General features: G+C 65.9%; 20 protein-coding genes and 1 tRNA gene. 8 read left to right on the top strand and 13 right to left on the bottom strand.

Features of this window, described 5'->3' with window-relative positions:
* Positions 1-31: 31 nt before the first annotated feature.
* From WM2015_RS01195 to WM2015_RS01145, 11 genes are all read right to left on the bottom strand, one after another.
* Entirely contained in the window at positions 32-2185 is a 2154-nt protein-coding gene (locus tag WM2015_RS01195; RefSeq protein WP_049724318.1) for a carboxy terminal-processing peptidase, read from the bottom strand.
* Between the two features lie 32 nt (positions 2186-2217).
* Positions 2218-2904 (bottom strand): lipoyl(octanoyl) transferase LipB, encoded by a 687-nt coding sequence (gene lipB, locus WM2015_RS01190; protein ID WP_049724317.1) that lies wholly within the window; start codon positions 2902-2904, stop codon positions 2218-2220.
* Positions 2905-2933: 29 nt separating this feature from the next.
* Positions 2934-3212 carry a YbeD family protein gene (locus tag WM2015_RS01185; RefSeq protein WP_221293531.1) on the bottom strand — a complete coding sequence of 93 codons (279 nt, stop codon included), beginning with the start codon at positions 3210-3212 and terminating at the stop codon, positions 2934-2936.
* A gap of 4 nt (positions 3213-3216) precedes the next feature.
* Positions 3217-4386, bottom strand: a complete 1170-nt coding sequence (locus WM2015_RS01180) for a D-alanyl-D-alanine carboxypeptidase family protein (RefSeq protein ID WP_245609792.1) — start codon at positions 4384-4386, stop codon at positions 3217-3219.
* A gap of 12 nt (positions 4387-4398) precedes the next feature.
* Positions 4399-5178, bottom strand: coding sequence for a septal ring lytic transglycosylase RlpA family protein (locus tag WM2015_RS01175; RefSeq protein WP_049724315.1), 780 nt, complete (start codon positions 5176-5178; stop codon positions 4399-4401).
* Positions 5179-5180: 2 nt separating this feature from the next.
* Positions 5181-6146, bottom strand: coding sequence for a lytic murein transglycosylase B (mltB, locus tag WM2015_RS01170; RefSeq protein WP_049724314.1), 966 nt, complete (start codon positions 6144-6146; stop codon positions 5181-5183).
* Positions 6147-6272: 126 nt separating this feature from the next.
* On the bottom strand, positions 6273-7373 hold the full coding sequence (gene rodA / locus WM2015_RS01165) for a rod shape-determining protein RodA (protein ID WP_049724313.1): 1101 nt from the start codon (positions 7371-7373) through the stop codon (positions 6273-6275).
* Entirely contained in the window at positions 7370-9193 is a 1824-nt protein-coding gene (gene mrdA, locus WM2015_RS01160; RefSeq protein WP_049724312.1) for a penicillin-binding protein 2, read from the bottom strand. The genes rodA and mrdA overlap by 4 nt, the downstream gene beginning before the upstream one ends.
* Complete coding sequence (mreD, locus tag WM2015_RS01155; protein WP_049724311.1) at positions 9190-9681, bottom strand: rod shape-determining protein MreD; 492 nt, start codon at positions 9679-9681, stop codon at positions 9190-9192. Before mreD ends, mrdA begins: the two co-directional genes overlap by 4 nt.
* Positions 9678-10616 carry a rod shape-determining protein MreC gene (gene mreC / locus WM2015_RS01150; RefSeq protein WP_049724310.1) on the bottom strand — a complete coding sequence of 313 codons (939 nt, stop codon included), beginning with the start codon at positions 10614-10616 and terminating at the stop codon, positions 9678-9680. The genes mreD and mreC overlap by 4 nt, the downstream gene beginning before the upstream one ends.
* A 61-nt stretch (positions 10617-10677) precedes the next feature.
* Positions 10678-11724 (bottom strand): rod shape-determining protein, encoded by a 1047-nt coding sequence (locus tag WM2015_RS01145; RefSeq protein ID WP_049724309.1) that lies wholly within the window; start codon positions 11722-11724, stop codon positions 10678-10680.
* A 165-nt stretch (positions 11725-11889) separates the two neighbouring features.
* Here WM2015_RS01145 and WM2015_RS01140 point away from each other — a divergent pair, with 165 nt between their 5' ends.
* Positions 11890-12837, top strand: a complete 948-nt coding sequence (locus WM2015_RS01140; RefSeq protein WP_049724308.1) for a carbohydrate kinase family protein — start codon at positions 11890-11892, stop codon at positions 12835-12837.
* A gap of 92 nt (positions 12838-12929) precedes the next feature.
* Positions 12930-13006, top strand: a tRNA-Met gene (locus WM2015_RS01135).
* Between the two features lie 20 nt (positions 13007-13026).
* Here WM2015_RS01135 and WM2015_RS01130 read toward each other — a convergent pair.
* A complete protein-coding gene (locus tag WM2015_RS01130; protein ID WP_049724307.1) occupies positions 13027-13710 on the bottom strand; it encodes a spermidine synthase in 684 nt (227 codons plus the stop codon).
* Between the two features lie 6 nt (positions 13711-13716).
* Positions 13717-14547: an enoyl-CoA hydratase-related protein gene (locus tag WM2015_RS01125; RefSeq protein WP_049726925.1), complete on the bottom strand. Its 831-nt coding sequence runs from the start codon at positions 14545-14547 to the stop codon at positions 13717-13719.
* Positions 14548-14657: 110 nt separating this feature from the next.
* Between WM2015_RS01125 and WM2015_RS01120 the strand changes: the two genes are divergently transcribed.
* From WM2015_RS01120 to WM2015_RS16005, 6 genes are all read left to right on the top strand, one after another.
* On the top strand, positions 14658-15221 hold the full coding sequence (locus WM2015_RS01120) for a DUF1415 domain-containing protein (RefSeq protein ID WP_049724306.1): 564 nt from the start codon (positions 14658-14660) through the stop codon (positions 15219-15221).
* A gap of 2 nt (positions 15222-15223) precedes the next feature.
* Positions 15224-16123 carry a radical SAM protein gene (locus WM2015_RS01115; RefSeq protein WP_049724305.1) on the top strand — a complete coding sequence of 300 codons (900 nt, stop codon included), beginning with the start codon at positions 15224-15226 and terminating at the stop codon, positions 16121-16123.
* A gap of 49 nt (positions 16124-16172) precedes the next feature.
* Positions 16173-17123 (top strand): phosphate/phosphite/phosphonate ABC transporter substrate-binding protein, encoded by a 951-nt coding sequence (locus WM2015_RS01110; protein ID WP_169751068.1) that lies wholly within the window; start codon positions 16173-16175, stop codon positions 17121-17123.
* The gene (locus WM2015_RS01105; RefSeq protein ID WP_049724304.1) at positions 17120-19240 is read left to right on the top strand and encodes a putative bifunctional diguanylate cyclase/phosphodiesterase; all 2121 of its coding nucleotides are present in this window, start codon (positions 17120-17122) and stop codon (positions 19238-19240) included. Before WM2015_RS01110 ends, WM2015_RS01105 begins: the two co-directional genes overlap by 4 nt.
* Before the next feature lie 184 nt (positions 19241-19424).
* Positions 19425-21032, top strand: a complete 1608-nt coding sequence (locus WM2015_RS01100; protein ID WP_049724303.1) for a right-handed parallel beta-helix repeat-containing protein — start codon at positions 19425-19427, stop codon at positions 21030-21032.
* Between the two features lie 176 nt (positions 21033-21208).
* Positions 21209-21778 carry an ECF-type sigma factor gene (locus WM2015_RS16005; protein ID WP_049724302.1) on the top strand — a complete coding sequence of 190 codons (570 nt, stop codon included), beginning with the start codon at positions 21209-21211 and terminating at the stop codon, positions 21776-21778.
* The last annotated feature ends 1 nt before the right edge of the window (position 21779 follow it).

Raw genomic sequence — 21779 nt, 5'->3', positions numbered from 1 at the left:
CTCGGCGCCGTTTCCGGCGCCGGGCCCGCGGTCAGGGCAGCTCGCCGGCCGACAAGGACTCGTCGCCGCGATGCGCCATGCGATGCTGATCCCCGTCCAGCGCGATCAGGTCGGACAGGATCCTCGCCGTTTCGATCAGGTAGAGGTCACGGGACGCTTCATCTTCCGAGTCCTCGTTGCCCGCCGCGTCGCTGAGCACGTCCTCACCGCCGTCGGTTGCCGATTCCTCGACGCTCGCGTAGCGCTCGGAACGCCGTTCCTCTTCTTCCTCCATCTCGGCACGGCGGGCGGATTCGAGAAGGGTCACGGAGTGGCGGTCGATTTCGGCCTCGAAATCACGAATCTCGGCCAGCAGGTCCTGCAACTCCTCGTCGCTTTCCAGGCGCTGCTCATGACGCTGACGAGCCAGCTCCACCAGGCTTTCCAGATGGGCCACCTGATCGAACTCCGTGGCTTCGATCTCGCCCCATGGCAGGGCGTTCTCGAGAGCGCTCTCACCGGTTTCCTCCGGGTCACCGGCGGTCGGCAGCAGGATGTCCGGGATCACACCCATGCGCTGGGTCGAGCCGCCGTTGACGCGGTAGAACTGCGCCATGGTCAGCTTGATCTGCCCGAGGCGGGTGTCATCGCTGTTGGAGTACTGATCGAGGTCGATCAGGTTCTGCACCGTGCCCTTGCCGAAGGTGGTTTCACCGATGACCACGCCACGACCGTAGTCCTGGATGGCCGCGGCGAAGATCTCCGACGCCGAGGCACTGCGACGATCGACCAGCACGGCCAGCGGGCCGTCCCAGGCCATGCCCGGTTCGCGATCGCGCTCCAGATTGATGCGGCCGCGGAAATCGCGCACCTGGACCACCGGACCTTCATCGATGAAAAGCCCGGTCAGGGTGGTCGCTTCGATCAGCGCACCACCACCGTTGCCGCGCAGGTCGATCACCAGGCCGTCGATGTCCTGCTCGCGCAGTTCGTTGATCAGATGACGCGTGTCGCGGGTGCTCGACCGGTAGTTCGGCTCGTTGCGCGCTCGCCCCTGGAAGTCGACGTAGAAGACCGGCAGGTTGATCACCCCGATGCGACGGACCTCGTCGCCCTCGGGCACTTCGATGATCTCGCTGCTGGCGGCCTGCTCTTCGAGCTTGACCTCGTCGCGCACGATATCGATGACCTGCGACGGACCGCTCAGACCGGTTTCGGCCGGCAGCACCTCGAGCCGCACCACGGTCTCGCGCTCGCCACGGATCAGAGAGACAACGTCATCCAGGCGCCAGCCGATCACGTCCACGAAATCCTCGTCGCCCTGGGCCACGGCGACGATGCGATCACCGGCCTGCAGTCGACCATCCAGATCGGCTGGCCCACCCGGGACCACCTCCATGACCGTGGTGTATTCGGTTTCGCGCTGCAGCATGGCGCCGATGCCGTCGAGGGACAGGCGCATCGAGATCTCGAAATTGTCCACGCTGCGCGGGGACAGGTAGGCCGAATGCGGCTCGATCGAGCGCGTGTAGGCGTTCATGAAGAACTGGAACACGTCTTCGCTGTTGAACTCGCTGATCCGACGATCGAGATTGGTGTAGCGCTCACGCAGGGTCTCGGCGATTTCCTCGTCTTCCTGATCGGTCAGCTTGAGAAGCAGCCAGTCGTTCTTGACGCGCTGACGCCAGACCTCTTCGAGTTCTTCCTCGCTGGCTGCCCACGGCAGCTCGGTGCGGTCGAAGCGGTATTCCTCGTCGATGGTGAAATCGAAGCCCCGGTCGAGCAGCTCCAGCGCGTGACTGGTCCGCTCGTTGACCCGCTTGACGTAGCGGTTGAAGATGTCGAAGGCCGGCTCGAGATCGGCGGACTTCAGGGATTCATGCAGATGCGGCCGGTAGCGCTCGAGATCGGCGATGTCAGTGGCCGTGAAGTAGAGTCGGTTGCCGTCGAGCAGGTCGAGGTACTGATCGAACATGCGCTCGGACAGGTCCTCGTCGGCCTTCTCGCCATAGCGGTAGGCGTTGATGATCCGGGTCGCCCAGCGGCTGGCGTATCGGTGCTCCGACTTCGGCGCGAGCTGGTGGGCCATCGTCTCGCTGACGGCCGCCACCTCGGTGGCTCGTCCGGGCGACACGGCCAGGGCCATGCACAGGCTGCCGATGCCGACGCCGATCGCGATAAAGAGCTTGAAGGATTGTGCTTTCATGATTGCTGGGACCTGTCGCGGTCGAATAAGTTTTACGGCAAGGCCGCCGCGGGCGCAAGCCCCAGCGGCGGATTGCCCGATTCCTCGACTCGATGGTACCCCAGCAGGCGACAGATTGCCGTGGACAGCCAATCGGCCGCCCGATCGAACTCAACCCCATCCAGATGGGCAGCCAACTCGGTCATCGCCATGCCCACATAGCCGCAGGGATTGATCAAGGAGAACGGCGTCAGGTCCATGGCCACGTTGAAGGCCAGTCCGTGGTAGGTGCAGCCTCGCCGGACCTTGAGCCCGATCGAGGCGATCTTGGCGCCAGCGAGATACACGCCCGGCGCGCCATCTCGGCGTTCGGCCTCGAGGCCCCGCTCGGCCAACAGATCGATCACTGCCTGTTCGAGACGGTCGACCAGACAACGCACGCCCAGACCTCGGCGGTCCAGGTTCAGCAGAGGATAGAGCACGACCTGGCCCGGACCATGATAGGTGACCTGGCCACCCCGATCGGTCTGGACCACGGGAATGCCGCCGGGATTGAGGACATGCTCCGCCTTGCCCGCCAGACCCTGGGTAAAGACGGGATCGTGCTCGACCAGCCAGAGCTCGTCCGGGGTGTCCGGCCCCCGCTGATCGGTGAAGGCCTGCATCGCCCGCCAGACCGGTTCGTAGGCCTGGCGACCGAGACGGCGGTAGATCAGAGGTCGGGTGGCGACGTCGTTCATTCTTCGGGGATCCGGTGCCGGACGACCTCTCAGAGCATCATCAGGACTGCATCGAGGGCTCGCACATCGGCGTAGATTCGCTCGAGCTGATCACGGGAGTCGACCCGCACGGAAATGGTCAGGCTTTCGTAACGGCCGTTGCGACTGGCTCGCGAGCGGACATCTCGCCCCCGGTGAATCTCGACGTGCTCCTCGACCACACTCAGTACGGCGTCACGCGCCGCTTCGCTGGTCCGGATCATCGCCTTGATCGGAAAATCGCAGGGGAATTCGAGCGGCGTGTTTTCAGAAGTGATGGTTTCAGCCATGGCCCTAATCTCCGAACAGGCCACCGAACCATAACCGGATGGCGTCGCTGGTCCGGCCGAAGAAACCGGCTTCGGCCACGGCCTGCTGGACCTTGAGCGGCCGCTGCACCACGGTCGTGCCATCGAGATCGATGATCAGCTGTCCCACCTGCTGATCCAGTGCCAGTGGCGCGATCAGGTCACCGGCCAGCTCCACCCGGGCGTCCAGGGCGTCGTAGCGGCCGCGCGGGATCGTCACGAACAGGTCTTCGTCGACGCCCAGCGACACCTCGTCCAGCTCGCCCTTCCAGACCGGCTCGGTCTTGAGAGAATCGCCGGCTTCGTAGAGCTGGTAGGTCTCGAAGAAGCGGAACCCGTAGTTGAGCAGGGCCTGCGACGAGGTCGCACGTGCTTCTTCGCTGTCGGTGCCCATCACCACGCTGATCAGGCGCATGCCATCCCGGCTGGCCGAAGTCACCAGGCAGTACCCCGCCGAGTCCGTATGGCCGGTCTTGAGGCCATCGACGGACGGGTCGCGCCAGAGCAGGCGATTGCGATTGTGCTGCCGGATCTCGTTGTAGGTGAATTCGCGCTCCGAGTACCAGCCGTAGTAGGCCGGGAAGCGCTCGATCAGAGCGGCGGCCAGCAACGCGGAATCCCGCGCCGAGGTGTACTGATCCGGATCGGGAAGCCCCGTGGCATTGACGTAGTGGGTATTGACCATGCCGAGCTGGCGAGCCTGCTCGTTCATCATGCTGGCGAACACTTCTTCGCTGCCGCCGATGTGCTCGGCCAGGGCCACGCTGGCATCGTTGCCGGACTGGATGATCACGCCCTTGAGCAGGGTTTCAACCGGCACCCGACTGCCCACCTCGATGAACATCCGGGAACCCGGCGTCCGCCAGGCCTTCTCCGACACCAGCACCTCGTCATCGAGGCTCAGATTGCCACGCTCGATCTCGTTGAAGACCACATAGGAGGTCATCAGCTTGGTGATGCTGGCCGGCTCGACGCGTTCGTCGGGCTGGAATTCGGCGATCGTGGTCCCGGAATGGAAATCGACCAGGATATGGCTGCTCGTGCCCACGGACGGCGGCGCCGGCACCGGCATCTGGGCCATGGCCAGGGCGCTGAGAAGCAGGATCGGCGCGGCGCGGAGGACGCGGATGGCGATCATCATGGGAAATGCTTTCATCATGAACTCGATTCAGTCAGGGTACACATACTGGGGTCGACCGAAGCCCAGTGCAACAATGCGCTCGACCAGCTCGATGGCATGCTCGGCGTTGGACAGGGGCCCGACACGCACGCGCCAGACCCGGCCGGCCGGCGTTCGGGCATGCTCGGCATGCACCTGGTCGATCCCCGCCCCGCGCAGCCGTCGACCGACCAGTTCCGCCCGCTCGGATTCGCTGAATGCGCCGACCTGTAGCCACACCGGCGTCCGCGCCGGCCGCACGGGACGCTGTCCGGCCTCACCGAAGTCGATCGCGCGAACCTCGACCGGGCCGGTGCCGGCCTCTTCGATGCCCAGCTTGACGGCAGCCGCCCAGCTCAGGTCGATGATGCGGTCGTCGTGGAAGGGCCCGCGGTCGTTGATCCGGACGATGATGCGGCGACCGTTGCCCAGATGACGGACCTCGGCCCAGGTCGGCAGGGGCAGGGTGCGATGAGCGGCCGTGAGCTGGTAGAGATCGTAGGGCTCACCCGAGGAGGTCGGTCGACCGTGGAACTTGGTGCCGTACCAGGACGCCGTCCCGCGTTCGACGTAGCCCTGGGCGCTCGGCAGGACGTGATAGGTCTTGCCGAACACTTCGTAGGGCGAATGATTGCCATAGGGGCTGAGGGGTTCGGGGCGCGGCTCCGGCTCGACGATGCGGCTGACATCCAGACGCTCCGAGGGCGGACCGTCGGAAGGCTCGCGCACCGACACCGCACAGGCGGTCAGAACGAGACTGAGCAGAATCAGCAGCGCCAGGCGAAGCATGCTCAGGGCGCCCGCTCGGCAATGGCTTCGGACAGCTGGGTGACCGCCATCGCGTAGAGCGGAGAGCGGTTGTAGCGGGTGATCACATAGAAGTTGTTCAGCCCGATCCAGTACTCCGGTCCGTTGCGGGTTTCCAGCTCCACCAGGGTGGCGCGAGCCGTGTCCGGCAGGCCCGCCTGGTCGAACTCGATCCCCATGGCCGCCAGCTCGGCCAGGTCATGATCCAGCCGCGTGGAGAAGTCGACCTCCAGGCCATCGGGCACGGCCTCGACGGGCAGCACGATCGGTTGACCCGCCTGCCAGCCGTGCACGGCCAGATAGTTGGCGACCGAACCCAGCGCATCGGGCAGGGAACGCCACAGATCACGATGACCGCTGTCGTCGAAGTCAACCGCATAGGCACGGTAGCTGGAGGGGATGAACTGACCGATCCCCATCGCGCCGGCGTAGGACCCCAGCACCTCGGTCACGGGCAGGTCTTCTTCCTGCGCCAGGCGCAGGAAATGGCCGAGTTCCGAGGCGAAGAACTCGGCGCGGCGCGGGTAGTAGAAGCCCAGCGTGGCCAGCGCATCGATGACCCGATAGCGGCCCGTGATCATGCCGTAGTTGGTTTCCACGCCGACGATCGCCAGGATGATTTCAGCCGGCACCCCGTGCGTCGAAGCGACCTGCTCGACCAGGGCCTGATTCGCGCGCCAGAACTCTGCACCACCACCGATCCGCGCTTCGGTCATGAAGATCGGCCGGTACTCGTACCAGGGCTTGGACTCCGCCGGCCGGGTAATGGCGTCGATGATCGACTGCTGGTAGCGGGCCTCGGCCAGCACGGCGCGGACCGCCTCCGGATCCAGGCCATGCTCGGCAACCACGCTTTCGACGAAGGCCTCGGCACCGGGATGCGGCTCTTCCGCGTGCAGGGTGGAAACGCTCAGACACAGGGACGAGAGGAACAGGCAGACAATTCGCATGCAATGACTTCCAGCAGGGATCGATGGGTTTAGAGGGGCCACGAGGGCAAAAGTTTTCGGCCAACGCCACCATTCTACCGACATGGCGTGATGCGCAGCAGCCAGGCGAAGTCGATCGGGACCGGCTCAGGCCATGAAGCGGCGGCGACTGTGCAGGCCCATCACCAGACCCAGACCGGCCAGCAGCGTGGCCGCGGACGTCCCGCCATAGCTGACCAGGGGCAGCGGCACGCCCACCACGGGCAACACCCCGGAGACCATGCCGACGTTGACCGCCAGGTACACGAAGAACATGAACACCATCGAGCCGGCCAGCAGGCGACCGAAGCTGCCGCGACAGCGGCTGGCCAGGAACAGACCACGCAGCAGGATCGCAGCGTACAGGGCCAGCACCGCGATCACGCCGACAAAGCCGAACTCTTCGGCCAGCACGGAAAAGATGAAGTCCGTGTGTGGCTCGGGCAGGAACTCGAGATGCGACTGACTGCCTTCGGTCCAGCCCTTGCCGGTCAGCCCGCCCGAGCCCACGGCGATCTTCGACTGGATGATGTTCCAGCCCGTGCCCAGGGGATCGCGCTCAGGATCGAGGAAGGTCAGGACGCGATTGCGCTGGTAGTCATGCAGGCGGAACCAGAGCAGCGGCAAGGCGGCCACCGTGGCCAGAGCCATGCCGATGATGACCCGCCAGCGAAGTCCGGCGAGGAACAGGATGCACAGGCCGCTGAGTGCGACCAGGATGGACGTCCCCAGATCGGGCTGGCCGAGGATCAGGGCCACGGGGACGGCGATCAGCGCCAGGGTGGCCAGCAACTCCTTCCAGCCCGGCGGCAGGGGGCGGTGGGCCAGCAGCGCCGCAATCATGATCGGCAGAGCCAGCTTCATCGCCTCGGACGGCTGGAAACGAATCACGCCCAGGTCCAGCCAGCGCTGGGCGCCGCGGCCAACGCCGATCACGGCCACCGCTACCAGCATCAGCACGACCAGGCCGTACAGCCAGGGCGCCCAGGTCTTCAGGAAATTGGGGGGCAGCTGGGCGAAGACCAGCATCGCCATCAAGCCGACGCCGATGCGGACCAGCTGGCGCCAGACCGTGCCGATGTCCTGCTCGGAAGCGCTGTAGAGCACCATCAGGCCGATTGCCATCAGGGCCAGCAGTAGCGCCAGCAGGACCGGATCCAGGCGCAGGATCGACCACAGGCCGCGACGATTGAGCGACGGGGCATTCAATAGCCCAGCTCCAGTGCGCGAGCCACCACGGCGGCGGCCACTGGTGCCGCCACGCTGGCCCCACCACCGCCGTGCTCGACGACCACCGCCACGGCGATCGTCGGCGCTTCGAAGGGCGCGAAGCCGATGAACAGGGCATGATTCCGGAGATGCTCGGGCAACTCGGCCTGATCGCGCTCGTCCTCATCCTCGGCGTCGGCATCGCGACCGAAGACCTGGGCAGTGCCGGTCTTGCCGGCCATGCGCGCGGGCAGCCGCGAGGCAATCGCACGGGCCGATCCCGACGGCCCGTGAACGACGGCTGCCATGCCCTCGAAGACCGCATCCCAGACCCAGTCCTGATGCACCACCATGCGAACCGGCTCACCCGGTCCGAGCAGGGACGGTGTGGCGGTGACGCCTCGCCCGGCCAGCGCCGCGGTGGCGTGTGCCAGCTGCAGCGGCGTCACGACGGTGAAGCCCTGGCCGATGCCGGTGATCACGGTCTCGCCGGGAAACCAGGGCTGGCCGAACTGGGCGCGCTTCCAGGAACGGGTGGGCAACAGCCCCTGACCTTCGCCGGGCAGATCGAGACCGGTGGCGCGGCCGAAACCGAACAGGGCCAGTTCACGCGAAATTCGATCGATTCCCAACTCGACGGCCAGTTCGTAGAAATAGACGTTGACCGACTCGGCCAGAGCCAGCTCGAGATCCACCCAGCCGTGCCCCTCGCGGCGCCAGTCCCGATATTCACGTTCATGCCCCGGCAAGCGATAGGCGCCGCTGGAGAAGACGCGGGTTTCCGGCGTGATCAGGCCATATTCCAGTCCCGCCAGCGCAAGGAAGGGCTTGATCGTGCTGCCGGGCTCGTAGCCACCGGAAAGAAAACGATTGAACAAGGGACGCTGGGGATCGCGCAACAGCTGATCGTAGTCGCTCTGCGCGATGCCGTGCACGAACAGATTCGGGTCGAAGCCCGGATGGCTGACGAGGGCCAGGACCTCGCCCGTGGCGACGTCGAGCAGGACCACGGCGCCGGCCTGCTGCTGCAGCGCCTCGATGGCCGTGCGCTGAAGCTCCAGATCGATGGTCAGGGAGAGATCGCTGCCAGCATGGGGCGAAACGCGTTCGAGCACCCGCAGCACTCGCCCCTGGGCATTGGTCTCGACCCGCTCCAGCCCGGAGTCGCCGTGCAGAACGCCTTCGAAATGACGCTCGACGCCAATCTTCCCGACGTGGGTCGTGGCGCGATACTGATCGGGATCGAGACGCGCCCGGTCACGCGCGTCCATGCGCCCGACGTAGCCAACCACGTGCGCCATCAGTTCACCATGCGGGTAGTGGCGCTGCAGATAGGGCTCGATCTCCACGCCGGGCAGGTGATGGCGCTCGATGGCCAGACGAGCGACTTCCGCCTCACTCAGGTTGGACTTGATCGTCAAGGGCTCGAAACGGCGGGACCGACTCCGCTGGCGATCGAATCGCTGTTCCTCGCTCTCACTGATCGGAACGAGCGCACGAATGCGTTCCAGGGTGTCGTCGAGACCCAGGGACCGCTCGGGCACGACGACCAGGCGATAGGCCGGCCGATTCTCGGCCAGTACACGACCCGTGCGATCCAGAATGAGGCCCCGATTGGGGGGCAAGGCGCGCAAGCGGATCCGGTTCTCCTCGGCACGCGCCGCATACTGCTCATGCGCCCCGAGCTGCAGATGGCCGAAGCGCCAGCCGAGCAGGCCGAGCGTGACGAGAACGATGGCCACCAGCACCCGGAATCGCGCCGCGGTCAGACGCTGCTCGGACAGCTCGTCGCGAACCCGGGCCGTCGCCTCACCGATCATGAGTGATGCACTCGTTGGCGACGGCGAAGGGCATCGAGGAGCAGGAACAGCCAGGGCCAGATCAGCACCCCGACCACCGGGGCGAGCCACCAGGACCAGGGCGGCCAGTCATTGCCCTGCAGCGCAATCACCCAGGAGTGGATCACCCGGTCATTGAACAGCAGGGCCAGAACGGCGGCCGCCTGCTGCCAGGGCGGAAAGAACCGGATCCTCGCCCGAAAACGCTCGAGAAGGAACATCAGCACGACCAGACCGAGCGCGTGCTGGCCAAGCAGGGACCCGGTCAGCAGATCCAGAAACACGCCGATCAGAAAGCCCTGCCCCAGATGGCGCAGCCGGCCGCCTTCCAGATTCCAGTAGAGGATCACCAGGGCGACCCAATAGGGACGCAGGGGCTCCAGCACGACCGGCAGGGGCAGCAGGGTGAGCGCGAAGGCCATCGCCAGGCTGAGCACGAACAGGGACTGGCCCTGATTGCGGAAACTCATGACGCCTCGCCCTCGTCGGCGCCGGCCGCCGTTTCCGAATTCGCCTCGGTCTCGGGTCGGGGCACATCGGCGCTACCGGATTCCGGCTCGACCTCGGGCGCATCGCCCCCCGGAGGCTCGGTCACGATCAACAGGTGGCGCGCACCGGCCAGCTGAGCTCGCATACGAGCCGTAGCGGTCGCGAAGGCTTCCCCCGACGAGCGGCTCACCTCGATCACATCGGCCACCGGCAGTCCGGGAGGAAAGCGTCCACCCAGACCCGAAGTCAGCAGCACGTCACCCACCTGGACATCGGCATTCATCGGCAGATCGGACAGCCGCAGCTCGTCGTTGTTGCCGGTGCCGTAGGCAATCGTTCGCAGCCGGGAGCGTTCGATCTCGACCGGAAGCGCATGGTCGGGGTCGGACAGGAGAATCACCGAGCCGCCGTGCGTAAGCACGCGGTCGACCTGACCGACCAGACCGTTGGCATCCATGACCGGCTGCCCGACTCGCAGCCCTTCGGAAGCACCGCGGTCGACCAGCAGGCGATGAGAATAGGGATTGAGATCGAGCTGACGAAGTTCGACGGTCTGGTAGTCCCGCTCGACGGCCAGGCTCGCGTCGAGCAGCTCCCGCAAACGCTGATTTTCCTGGCGTAGATCATCGAGCAACAGCAGGGCCGCCCGGCTTTCATCGAGTTCCCGGGACAGACGCTCGCGCTCGGCCAGCAGCTCGTTTCGATCACGCCAGCGATCGTGCAGCCAGCGACCCAGCTTGGCCGGCGCCTCGGCGGCCAGCCAGAAGGGTTCGACCGCGAACTCCGCCCTGTCCCGGACCTGCTCGACCCAGCGACCGCGAAAGTCCAGGGTCATCAGCACCAGGCAAAGCACGATGTAGACCATCAGCCGCGTGATGCGACCACTGAGGTCGGTGCCGAAACCGCTGTCGCCCATGCTCACCGTCAGTTGAGCCGACGGGCAGCTTGGCGGTGATCAGTCGGCACTGTTCCGGCGTTCAGCCCGCGAAGAAGAAGTCGCCGCGGTTCTCGTCCATCATCTCCAGCGCCCGACCGCCGCCGCGAGCAACGCAGGTCAGCGGATCATCGGCAATGATGACCGGCAGACCCGTTTCTTCCATCAACAGCTTGTCGAGACCGCGCAGCAGGGCTCCGCCACCGGTCAGCACGATGCCGGTTTCCGCCACATCGGCACAGAGCTCCGGCGGAGTCTGCTCGAGCGCCGTCTTGACGGCGCCGACGATCGAACTCAGCGCCTCGGAGAGGGCTTCGAGGACCTCGTTGCTGTTCAGGGTGATCATCTTTGGCACGCCCTCGGCCAGGTTGCGGCCGGAGATCTGGATCTCGCCGGTCTTCTCCTGCGGGAAGGCACAGCCGATTTCCATCTTGATCCGTTCGGCGGTCGATTCGCCGATCAGGGTGCCGTAGGAGCGGCGGACGTAGTTGATGATGGCCTCGTCGAAATGATCGCCGCCGGTGCGCACGGAATTCGAATAGACGATGCCATTGAGCGAGAGGACGGCCACTTCCGTGGTACCGCCGCCGATATCGAGCACCATCGAGCCGCGCGCCTCGTGGATCGGAATGCCGGCTCCGATCGCAGCCGCCATCGGCTCTTCGATCAGAAAGACCTCACGGGCACCCGCGCCCTCGGCCGATTCCTTGATCGCCCGCCGCTCGACCTGGGTCGAGGAGCAGGGCACGCAAACCAGCACGCGCGGGCTCGGCCGCAGAAAGCGCGAGGAGTGCACCTTCTTGATGAAGTGCTGGAGCATCTGTTCGGTCATGTTGAAGTCGGCGATCACGCCATCCTTCAGCGGTCGCGTGGTCCGGATATTGCCCGGTGTGCGACCCAGCATCTGCTTGGCCTCGGCCCCGACGGCGGCCACGTCCTGGGGCCCGCCCGGACCGCGCTGCATGCGCACCGCCACCACCGACGGCTCGTTCAGGACGATGCCCTGCCCGCGCACGAAGATCAGCGTGTTGGCCGTGCCCAGGTCGATGGACAGATCATTGGAAAAGATGCCGCGTAAGCGCTTGAACATGGTCTTGGAGGGGGATGGCCCGGGATGCAGTACGAAAGACCGGTTAATGTAGCATGATGGACCAAAGCGGCAACGGGAATCTTGGCAAGATTTCGTTAAATGGCGGGGATTCGGAAGCCTAGGTACAATGCGCCGCTGCTTTGACCGAAATCCCGAGGAACCCTCATGTCCGTGCTGATCTGCGGCTCGCTGGCCTACGACAACATCATGGTCTTTCCGGAGCGCTTCAAGGACCACATCCTGCCCGACAAGACCCATATGCTCAACGTGGCCTTCCTGGTCCCCGAGCTGCACCGCTACTTCGGCGGCTGCGCGGGCAACATCGCCTACAGCCTGAAGAAGCTGGGCGGCGAGCCGGTGCCCGTGGCTTCGGTCGGTGCGGATTTCGATGACTATGCGCGCCACCTCGATCGGCTCGGCATCCGCCAGGATTACGTCCGTGTCCACGACCAGCTCTGGACGGCCCAGGCCTACATCACGACCGACCTGGACGACAACCAGATCACGGCCTTCCATCCGGGCGCGATGAACGAGAACCACCACCAGGTCATCAATGCCGACTCGGGCGCCAGCTTCGGCATCGTCGCCCCCGATGGCAAGCTCGCCATGCTTCGCCACTGCAAGCAGTTCGCCGACGCGCGCATCCCGTTCATCTTCGACCCCGGTCAGGGTCTGCCGATGTTTTCCGGTGAAGAGCTGGAGCAGATGATCGAGCACGCCAGCTGGCTGACGGTCAACTCCTACGAATGGGAACTCCTGAAGAAGAAGACCGGTCTGGACCGCAACGAGATCGCCGCGCGCCTCGACGGAGGCATGATCATCACCCACGGCTCGGAAGGCTCGGAGCTCTACCATAACGGCGAAAACGTCCGCATACCCGTGGTCAAGGCCGACCGGATCGCCGACCCCACCGGCTGCGGAGACGCCTTCCGTGCCGGCCTGCTGTTCGGTCTCGAACGCGGCTGGGACCCCGAGATCGCCTGCCGACTCGGCTCCCTGCTCGGCTCGATCAAGATCGCCCACGCCGGCCCCCAGCACCACGATTTCAGCCCGGCGAGCATTCGCTCGCGCTACGCTGAAATCTTCGGCGACAACCTGCCCTCCGTGGCCTGAACGCAGGCCCCGGTCAGCGGGCAATCGTGACGGAGCCGCCCCGGGGGCTTGACAATCCGGGGCCGGCAAAAAATAATACGCGGCTTGCTTGTGGCTACGTAGCTCAGCTGGTTAGAGCGCGGCACTCATAATGCTGAGGTCGGTGGTTCAAGTCCACCCGTAGCCACCACTTCCTTTCTCCCGATCGATTCAAGCCCCCGAGACCCTGGCCAGCCAGATGTAGTGGCGCGCGCCCTTGCCGGCGCGGTGCGGGCGAACGATGCGTTCCTCGACCTTGAATCCGGCGCGCTTGAGCCGCGCCTGGAACTGGCGATCGGGCCCCGCGGACCAGACCGCCAGCACGCCGCCGGGCCGGAGCGCCTGGCGGGTGACCGACAGACCGGTCTCCGTGTAGAGCCAGTCGTTCTCCCGACGAATCATCGCCGAGGGCCCGTTGTCGACGTCCATCATGATCGCGTCGAAACCGGAGCCGCAGTCCTTGAGGATGCCGGCGACATCGCCGACGTAGACCGTGCTGCGCGGGTCGGCGAGCGGGTGGCCCGACGCTTCGCCCATGTATTCGCGATTCCACTCGACGACTTCCGGCACCAGTTCGGCGACCACGACTTCCGCGTCCGACCCGAGCACGCCCAGGGCCGCCGCCTGGGTAAAGCCCATCCCCAGCCCCCCGACCAGCACGCGGGCACGCTCCTTGTTCTTCAGATGCGCACAGGCCAGCTCCGCCAGGGCGATTTCCGAGCCGTGGACCCGGGTGTTCATCAACTCGCCCCGACCCGGGATGACGATCGAGAATTTGTCCTGATGCCGATAGAGCATCAGCTTCGAGCGCGTGTCCGGGATGATGGCGGTCGCGAGCAGTTCGGAGCGAGGCATAGTCGATCAGCGCCCTTTGAACTCGGGCGGGCGCTTCTGCATGAAGGCCTGCATGGCCTCGGCGAAGTCCTCCGACTGCATCAGCATGCCGTTGAGCGTGGCCGCTTCGCGGTTGCCGTGACTGACCGGGCCGCTGATCCTGGCGTTCATCACCTGCTTGATCCCGGCCGTCACCAGCGGCGGGTTCGCCGCGATCGAGGTCGCTCGCTCGCGGGCGACCGCCAACAAGGCTTCTCCATCCTCGAAGCAGTGGGTCACCAGGCCGATCGAACGGGCCTGCTCGGCGTCGATCTCGTCACCGGTCAGGGCCAGCTCGCGGGTCCAGCCCTCGCCGATCAGATGAGGCAGACGCTGGATGCCTCCGAGATCGGGGACGATTCCGACCTTGACCTCGCGCAGGGCGAATCTCGCCTGGCGACTGGCCAGGCGAAGGTCACAGGCCGCGATCATTTCGATGCCGGCGCCGATGCACCAGCCGTCGATGGCCGCCACGACCGGCAGGCGGCTGGATGCCAGGGCATCGAAGCCGGACACCATGGCCGCTGCCGCGGCAACGATCCGGGCACGGCCCGCCGCCCCGTCCTGCAGCATCGGGCCCATCTCCGCCGCCATGCCCGGCAGATCGAGGCCGTAGCTGAAATGCTCGCCCTCGCCGCGCACGATTAGGCAGCGCAGTTCGGCCTCGGCTTCCGCAGCGGCCACCGCCTGCGGCAGTTCGCGCCAGAAATCCGGCCCCATGGCGTTCCCCCGCGCGGGCCCGGTCAGGACCAGCTCGGCAACGCGGTCGGAATACCGCTCGATGCGGCAGGACTTGAATTCGGGGAAGGCGCTGGACATGAACACTCCGAAGGTCTGGCGGAAACGATCATGATATTAACCCGCCACGCCTGATCCTCGGGGCGCCGAGGTGTAGACTTGGCGCCCCGAGCTACCAGCGGCACCGACCGATGACCGAACCACTTTCTGCCGACACCGCGATCGCCGCCACCCGCGCCTGGATCGAACGCGCGGTGATCGGCCTCAACCTCTGCCCCTTCGCCGGCCGCCCCTGGCGGGAGGATCGCGTTCGCCTGTCGGTCAGCGAGGCGGACGGCATCGAAGCGTTGGCCGAGGACCTCGGCGAGGAACTGCTGCGCCTTCAGCGCGCCGACCCCGTGGAACTGGAAACCAGCCTGCTGATTCACCCCTTCGTGCTGAACGATTTCTTCGAGTACAACGATTTCCTCGACATCGCCGATCGCCTGGTCGAGGGCATGGGGCTGGCCGGCGTGATCCAGGTCGCCAGCTTTCACCCGCGCTACCAATTCGCCGACACGCCCGCCGACGATCCGGCGAACTTCACCAATCGCTCGCCCTTTCCGATGCTGCACCTGCTGCGCGAAGCCAGCATCGAAGCCGCGACCGACAACATCCGCGACCCCGACGCGATCTACGAACGCAACATCCGCACCCTGCGCGAGCTCGGCCTCGAGGGCTGCCGGGGTCTGGCCAGTGGCAGAACGGCGGGCTGAGCATGCATCCAGACCTGCCCATCCGTTACGTCGAGCCCGTCTTCCGACCGCCCAGCGAGGCCCGTTCGCTGATCCTGCCGGTGACCGACGGCTGCTCCTGGAATCGCTGCACCTTCTGCGAGATGTACACCCAGCCGCAGAAGAAATTCCGCGCCCGCGAGGAGGGCGAGGTGCTGGAGACCATCCGGAGATCCGGCGCGATGTTTGGCCACCGGGTTCGGCGGATCTTTCTCGCCGACGGCGATGCCCTGGTCCTGCCGACGCACCGTCTGATGCGCATCCTCGAGGCCATCAGGGAACACTTTCCCGGCATCGAGCGAGTCGGCAGCTACTGCCTGCCGCGGAATCTGAAACGCAAGTCCGTCCAGGAGCTGACCGAGCTGCGCGAAGCCGGCCTGGGCATCGCCTATGTCGGCGCCGAATCGGGCGATGACCTGGTGCTGGACAAGGTCGACAAGTGCGAGACCTTCGACTCCACCAGGGATGCGCTCGACAAGCTCGGGCAAGCCGGCATCGTCCGCTCCGTAATGATCCTGAACGGCCTCGGCGGCCGGATTCACTCGCTGCGCCACGCCGAGAATTCGGCCCGCCTGGCCAATACCACCCAGCCCGAATACCTGGCCACCCTGGTCGTGAGCTTTCCGCAGGGCGAAGTCCGCTTCCGCGAACGCTTCCCCGAGTGGGAGCCGCTGGATCGGCCAGGCCTGTTCCGGGAAATGGAGTGCCTGCTCGAGGCACTCGAGCTCGAGCGCACCGAGTTCCGCTCGGACCATGCCTCGAACTGGCTGGCCCTCAAGGGTCAGCTGGGCCGAGACAAGTCCCGCCTGCTGACCCAGCTCAGGCAAGCCATCGAACGGCCGGACCAGGCGGGCCTCAGACCGGATTGGGCGCGCGGGCTGTAGGCAAGCGCCTCACCACCATGCGAGGAACCTCCCAAGTCAGAGTAGAATCGTGGCTCGACCGCACCGCGAGGCGTTGGTGATCGTTTCCGGCCTCCACCGATGGCTAGGCCTGTTTCTGCTGGTGCTGCTCCTGGGCAGTGCCGCGTACGGTCGTGAGGATCAGCACGTGCTGGTCATCGGCCGGGTCAGCGACGATCCGGCGGCGCACTACGATCGCCTGAAGCCTCTGCTCGACTACGTTGTCGAACGCTTGGGCGATGTCGGGATCCGCGAAGGGCGCATCCTGATGGCCCGCGACGGCCAGGCGATGATCAGCTACCTGCGCCAGGGCCGTGTCGACTGGGTGACCGAGACGGCCGGCGCTTCGGTGGCGATGATCGATCGCGGGGGCGCCGAGCTGCTGCTGAAGGGATGGCGCGGCGGACGTTCCCAGTATCAGAGCCTGTTCGTGGTCCGACGCGACAGCGGCATCGAGAACCTGGACGCGCTGCGTGGACACTCGGTCGGCTTCCAGCACCCGATGTCGACCAGCGCCTACCTGGTCCCGGCCGGCATGCTGCTCGAGGCCCAGCTCGACGTCGCGGTGCTTCTGTCTCCCCTCGACCGACCCAGCCCGGACTTCGTGGGCTACGCCTTCACCGGCACAGAAACCAATTCGGTCGCCTGGGTGCACAAACGGATCGTCGACGCCGCCGCCATCAGCAATCAGGACTGGGAGACCCTGATCGAACCCGTACCGGCCTATGCCGCCGACCTGCGGATCATCGATCGAAGCCCGGACTATCCTCGAGCACTGGAACTGGTGCGCGGCAGCCTCGATCCCGAGATCCGCCGACGGCTTCGCGAGGTGCTGCTGGCCGCCGCCAGCGATCCGGCCGCAGCACCGGCCCTGTCGAACTACTTCCGAACCGAACGCTTCACCCTGCCGGACGAAGAAACGCTCGCCCAGCTGGCCACCCTGCGTCGTCTGGCCGCGCGCGTGCGGCAATCGCTGGAATGATGCTCGGCGGCCTGCAGCGGAAGCTGGTCCTCGGCCTGATCGCCGCCGTGCTGGTCTTGCTGCTGGTGCTGACCACGCTCTGGGTGATGGGCAGTCGCAGCCAGCTGGAGCTGGTCCGCAACGCCACCGACACGATGCACGAGCAGGCCGTGATCGACCTGGAGCGCCGCGGCCAACTGGCGGCCAGCTTCATTGCCGATGGACTGCCCAACCTGATCTATTACTACGATCTGCAGGGACTGCACGGGCTGGCGACCTCCGCGCTCGAGCAGGACGACATCGAGTACGTCCTGATCTACGATCGAGACGGTCGCATCCTGCACGACGGCACGGACACGGTCGAACGCTTCGGCGAAGTGATGAACGATACGCTGGCCGCGGCGGTGATCGGCTCGGACGAGCGGCTTGCACAATGGAGCGAGTCGGTCGTCGACATCAGTCAACCCGTGCACCTGGGCCAGGAGGTGATCGGCGGCGTCCGCATCGGTGTTTCACGCTCCGCCTCTGAGCTCGCCATCGGCGAACGCCAGCAGATGCTCGGCGAACGGGTGCAGTCGATCTTCGTCGAGCAATTGCGCGTGCTGCTGCTGGCCTTCCTGCTGTTGATGGTGGTCGCGATCCTGCTGGGCTGGCTGGTCGGCCGCGGCCTCGTTCGACCGATCCGGGACCTTGCTGCAGCGGTGCGGAACCTCGAGGCCGGCCGCTTCGACGCCATCGAACTGCACAGCGGGCGCAGGGACGAGCTGGGCGATCTCGTCCGCTCCTTCGGCCACATGACCGACACCATCGAAGCGCACGACCAGGCGATCCGGAAGCTCGCCTATCAGGACGCATTGACCGGCCTGCCCAACCGCCTGATGTTTCGGGAGCTGCTCGATGACACGCTGAACGAATACGCAGGCACCGGTCGACCCATGGGCCTGATGTTCATCGATCTGGATGACTTCAAGCGAATCAACGACACCCTCGGCCACGATGCCGGCGACGAGGTTCTGATCGAAGTGGCCAGGCGGCTGCGGGACTGTGCATCACGATCCGGCCAGGATGCCGGCAACGATCGAACCCTGATCGCGCGCCTGGGCGGCGACGAGTTCGTCGCCCTGGTGTCCGGCGGAGAGATCGGCCAGCGCTGTCGTCGCCTCGCCGAGCGGATTCTCGAGGCGCTCAAGCAGGCCTTCACGGCCGGACGCCAGCGCGTACATCTGAGCGCCAGCATCGGCATCACCTGCTACCCCGACGACGCCCACAATTCCAAATTGCTGCTCAAGTGCGGCGACCTGGCCATGTACCAGGCCAAGGTTCAGGGCAAGAATGGCTACGCCTTCTACAGCGACAAGCTGACCCTGGCCGCTGATCGGCTGCTACTGCTCGAGCAGGATCTGCGCCAGGCCATGGAGGCCGGCGAACTGCGCGTCGCTTACCAGCCGATCGTCGAAGTGAAGACCAGCCGCCTGGTCGGCGCCGAGGCCCTGCTGCGCTGGCACCACCCCGAGCTGGGCGATGTGCCGCCCGAGCAGTTCGTGGCCGTCGCCGAGGCCAGCAGCCTGATCGATGAATTGGGCGCACAGGCCATTGATACCGCCTGCCAGGATGCGCAGGCCTGGCAGAGCGAACTGCCGGGGGTGCGCGTGGCCGTCAACGTCTCGGGACGTCAGATGCTCAAACGCGGCCTGGATCAGCGGGTGCTTCAGGCCCTGGAAAACAGCGGCCTGCCGCCCGAGCTGTTGAGTGTCGAGTTGACCGAAAGCAGCCTGCTGCACGATCAGTTCCTGGCCTCGGAGATTCTCGGCACCCTCCGCCAGCATGGCGTCGGCATCTGGCTGGACGATTTCGGCACCGGTTTCTCGGGCCTGAGCCACCTCCGCCAGGTCCAGGTCGACGGGGTCAAGATCGACCGCAGCTTCATCGCCGATCTGCTGACCGACGCGAATGACCTGGCACTGACCTCCGCGATCATCGCCATGGCCCACTCCATCGACATGCAGGTCATCGCCGAAGGCGTGGAATCGACCGAACAGCTGCAGCTGCTTACCGATCGCGGCTGTGACCTCGCTCAGGGCTTCCTGTTCGGACGGGCCATGCCCGCCGAAGCCCTGATCGAGCGCTTCCGCCCCTGAACGTACGCTCGCTTCGAGCGTTCACCACAGACACGTCCCTCCCGCCGCCTGTCCAGCTTGGCGGGTTTCTGCTCCGGCTGCGTATTTCCGGTTTCAGACTGACCAAGGACAGCGTTTTCCCATGCGTGCAGGCCCGAATCGGACCCGATTCCCAGCTTCCCTTCTCTTTCCACTGCTCGGGCTGATGCTCTACCCAGCAGCGCAGGCGGCCAGCTTTCATGTCTGCGATTGTGCCAGCGGCGCACAGCCGGGCTGTCAGGCAGGCAGCGATGAGCAGCCCGGTACTGCCGACTTGCCATGGCAAAGCTATGAACGGGCGCGCCAGGCCTTCGCTCAGCTCTCGCCCGGGGACGAACTGCGCTTCTGTCGTGGCGGCGCCTGGACCATCGACGGCGCCGGGGAGCGCTGGATCAATTCCGCCTGCACGGCCGAGCAGGCCTGCCGCGTCGGCGCCTATCAACCAGCGCAGCTCTCCGAGCCCGCGCCGCGGCCCTTTCTGCTGCGCAACGACGGCGGCCATGGCTTCAGCCTGGCCGACGGCGGCACGGCCGAGCAGGAAGAGGGCTATGTGTTCGAAAGCCTGGTGATCCACTCGACCACGCCCACCGGCTATGGCTTCTTCATCCAGAACGACGTTGACGACGTCCTGATCCGGGACGTGGAAATCGTCGGCTTCCGGATCGGCGTGTACCTGGCCGGCGCCAACGACTGCAGCCCCGTGCCTGGCTGTGACGGGAGGAATGAACGCATCGTGCTCGAGCAGGCCACCGTGCTCGACAATCAGGCCTTCGGCTGGCTGGGTTCGTCGAATGGCAGCGAGATCCGGGACAGCCACTTCGAGAACAATGGCAGCCTGGCGGTCTTCGACCACAACATCTATCTGAGCGATACCTCGGACGGCCTCGTCACCGGCATGCGCGTGCTCCGAAATCGACTGCATCGTTCCGCGCTCGACGAGGAAGGAGTCTGCCGGGCGGTGTCGCTGGTCGTGCACGGTCGCCATTCCGACCTGCTCATCGAGGGCAATGAAGTCTGGGAGTTGCCGGGTGCCGCCGCCGGTGGCTGCTGGGGCATCAGCGTCGACCCGGGCTATGCGGGAGAGGCCGAGGCCTTTTCCGATGTGGTGATTCGAGGCAATACCGTGCGAAACGTCGGCAACCAGGCCATCGGTATCGCCGCTTGCAACCACTGCCTGATCGAGAACAATGTCATCGTCCAGGAACAAGCCCTCAGCAGCTTCTCCAGCATCGGCATCGCCGCTCCCAACCGCGCTCGGATGGCCAACGATCAGGTCATGGACCAGGTGACGATTCGCAACAACTCGATCTGGTTCGGGCCCGAGGCGGGTGGCACCGGCATTCGCCTGGGCGGCGAAGGCGGAGCCCACGAGCTCGTCAGCAACGCGATCCGGAACGATGGCGGTCCGGGCTTCGACTGCTTCGAACTGGATCTGCCCGCAGAACGCTATCAGGCGGTGGACCACAATCACTGTCATGCCAGCCAGGGGGCCTTCGAGTGGGCGGACGGGCAAGGCTCGCTTGCACAATGGCAGTCCAGCAGCGGCTTCGATCTTCATTCCAGCACCGAGGCACCGGGCTTTCTCGACCCGCCGGGTTTCCGTCTCGAGGCCAGCGGCGCCGACGCCCCCATGGTCGGCGCGGGCCATCCGACCGCATCGAGCCCGCGGGACATCCTTGGCCTTCCGCGCGGCCCGGCCCCCGATGCCGGGGCCTACCAGTGGCGAGCTGGATCCCTGTTCCAGGATCGATTCGAGACCCCGACCTCGCCATGAAAGCGCCAGCCTGCCGCCGCAGCGACGACGACTCACGATCCTCCCCCGCGCCGCGAAGCTCCGCGCCCGTTTATACTTTTCCGACCGTACCGGCGCCAGGCGACCGCCGCGCAGCGGTCAACGGGGGGCGCGTCGCCACACTGAGTGAAGCGCGCAACCGTGGGCGCCCCGAAGCAATGACTCCAAACGATTTCGATCGACTTCTCGAACGCCTGGGACAGACCGACCCTTCGGCCTGGGAAGAGCTCATGGCCCTGGTCTACGACGACCTCAAGCGCATCGCGCACGGGCAGATGGCCCGGATCGCGCCGGGCCAGACCCTGGGCACCACGGTGCTGGTGCACGAAGCCTTCGAAAAGCTGGCAGCGCAGGGCAAGCTGCCGGTCAGCGAACGCTCCGGTTTCTACGCCCTGTGCGCCTGCGCGATGCGCCAGATCATCATCGACCACTATCGTCGTCGCAGCGCGGACAAGCGTTCCGTCGACCCGGCCCGCCTGGCGGAACACGAAACGCGCCGTGTCAATCCCGACATGGACAACGCCCTGACCGAGCTGGGCCGCGCCCTGGACCTGCTCGCCCGGCGCGATCCGCGGCTGCTGGAAGTGTTCGAGATGCGCTATTTCGCCGGCCTGAGCGATGCGGAGATCAGCGAGCGCATGGACCTGTCGGTGCGCAGCGTTCAGCGCCTTGCCGCGCGGGCACGCTCCTGGGTCGCCGCCGGCCTGGACGACGCAGACGGCGCTTGAG

Source organism: Wenzhouxiangella marina, from assembly GCF_001187785.1.
Taxonomy (GTDB): domain Bacteria; phylum Pseudomonadota; class Gammaproteobacteria; order Xanthomonadales; family Wenzhouxiangellaceae; genus Wenzhouxiangella; species Wenzhouxiangella marina.
This window is presented reverse-complemented; position numbering and strand designations above follow the sequence as displayed.

Coding starts and splice junctions, on each gene's coding strand:
- WM2015_RS01195 (WP_049724318.1), bottom strand. CDS start 2,185: ATGAAAGCACAATCCTTCAAGCTCTTTATCGCGATCGGCGTCGGCATC.
- lipB (WP_049724317.1), bottom strand. CDS start 2,904: ATGAACGACGTCGCCACCCGACCTCTGATCTACCGCCGTCTCGGTCGC.
- WM2015_RS01185 (WP_221293531.1), bottom strand. CDS start 3,212: ATGGCTGAAACCATCACTTCTGAAAACACGCCGCTCGAATTCCCCTGC.
- WM2015_RS01180 (WP_245609792.1), bottom strand. CDS start 4,386: ATGAAAGCATTTCCCATGATGATCGCCATCCGCGTCCTCCGCGCCGCG.
- WM2015_RS01175 (WP_049724315.1), bottom strand. CDS start 5,178: ATGCTTCGCCTGGCGCTGCTGATTCTGCTCAGTCTCGTTCTGACCGCC.
- mltB (WP_049724314.1), bottom strand. CDS start 6,146: ATGCGAATTGTCTGCCTGTTCCTCTCGTCCCTGTGTCTGAGCGTTTCC.
- mrdA (WP_049724312.1), bottom strand. CDS start 9,193: ATGATCGGTGAGGCGACGGCCCGGGTTCGCGACGAGCTGTCCGAGCAG.
- mreD (WP_049724311.1), bottom strand. CDS start 9,681: ATGAGTTTCCGCAATCAGGGCCAGTCCCTGTTCGTGCTCAGCCTGGCG.
- mreC (WP_049724310.1), bottom strand. CDS start 10,616: ATGGGCGACAGCGGTTTCGGCACCGACCTCAGTGGTCGCATCACGCGG.
- WM2015_RS01145 (WP_049724309.1), bottom strand. CDS start 11,724: ATGTTCAAGCGCTTACGCGGCATCTTTTCCAATGATCTGTCCATCGAC.
- WM2015_RS01140 (WP_049724308.1), top strand. CDS start 11,890: ATGTCCGTGCTGATCTGCGGCTCGCTGGCCTACGACAACATCATGGTC.
- WM2015_RS01130 (WP_049724307.1), bottom strand. CDS start 13,710: ATGCCTCGCTCCGAACTGCTCGCGACCGCCATCATCCCGGACACGCGC.
- WM2015_RS01125 (WP_049726925.1), bottom strand. CDS start 14,547: ATGTCCAGCGCCTTCCCCGAATTCAAGTCCTGCCGCATCGAGCGGTAT.
- WM2015_RS01120 (WP_049724306.1), top strand. CDS start 14,658: ATGACCGAACCACTTTCTGCCGACACCGCGATCGCCGCCACCCGCGCC.
- WM2015_RS01115 (WP_049724305.1), top strand. CDS start 15,224: ATGCATCCAGACCTGCCCATCCGTTACGTCGAGCCCGTCTTCCGACCG.
- WM2015_RS01105 (WP_049724304.1), top strand. CDS start 17,120: ATGATGCTCGGCGGCCTGCAGCGGAAGCTGGTCCTCGGCCTGATCGCC.
- WM2015_RS01100 (WP_049724303.1), top strand. CDS start 19,425: ATGCTCTACCCAGCAGCGCAGGCGGCCAGCTTTCATGTCTGCGATTGT.
- WM2015_RS16005 (WP_049724302.1), top strand. CDS start 21,209: ATGACTCCAAACGATTTCGATCGACTTCTCGAACGCCTGGGACAGACC.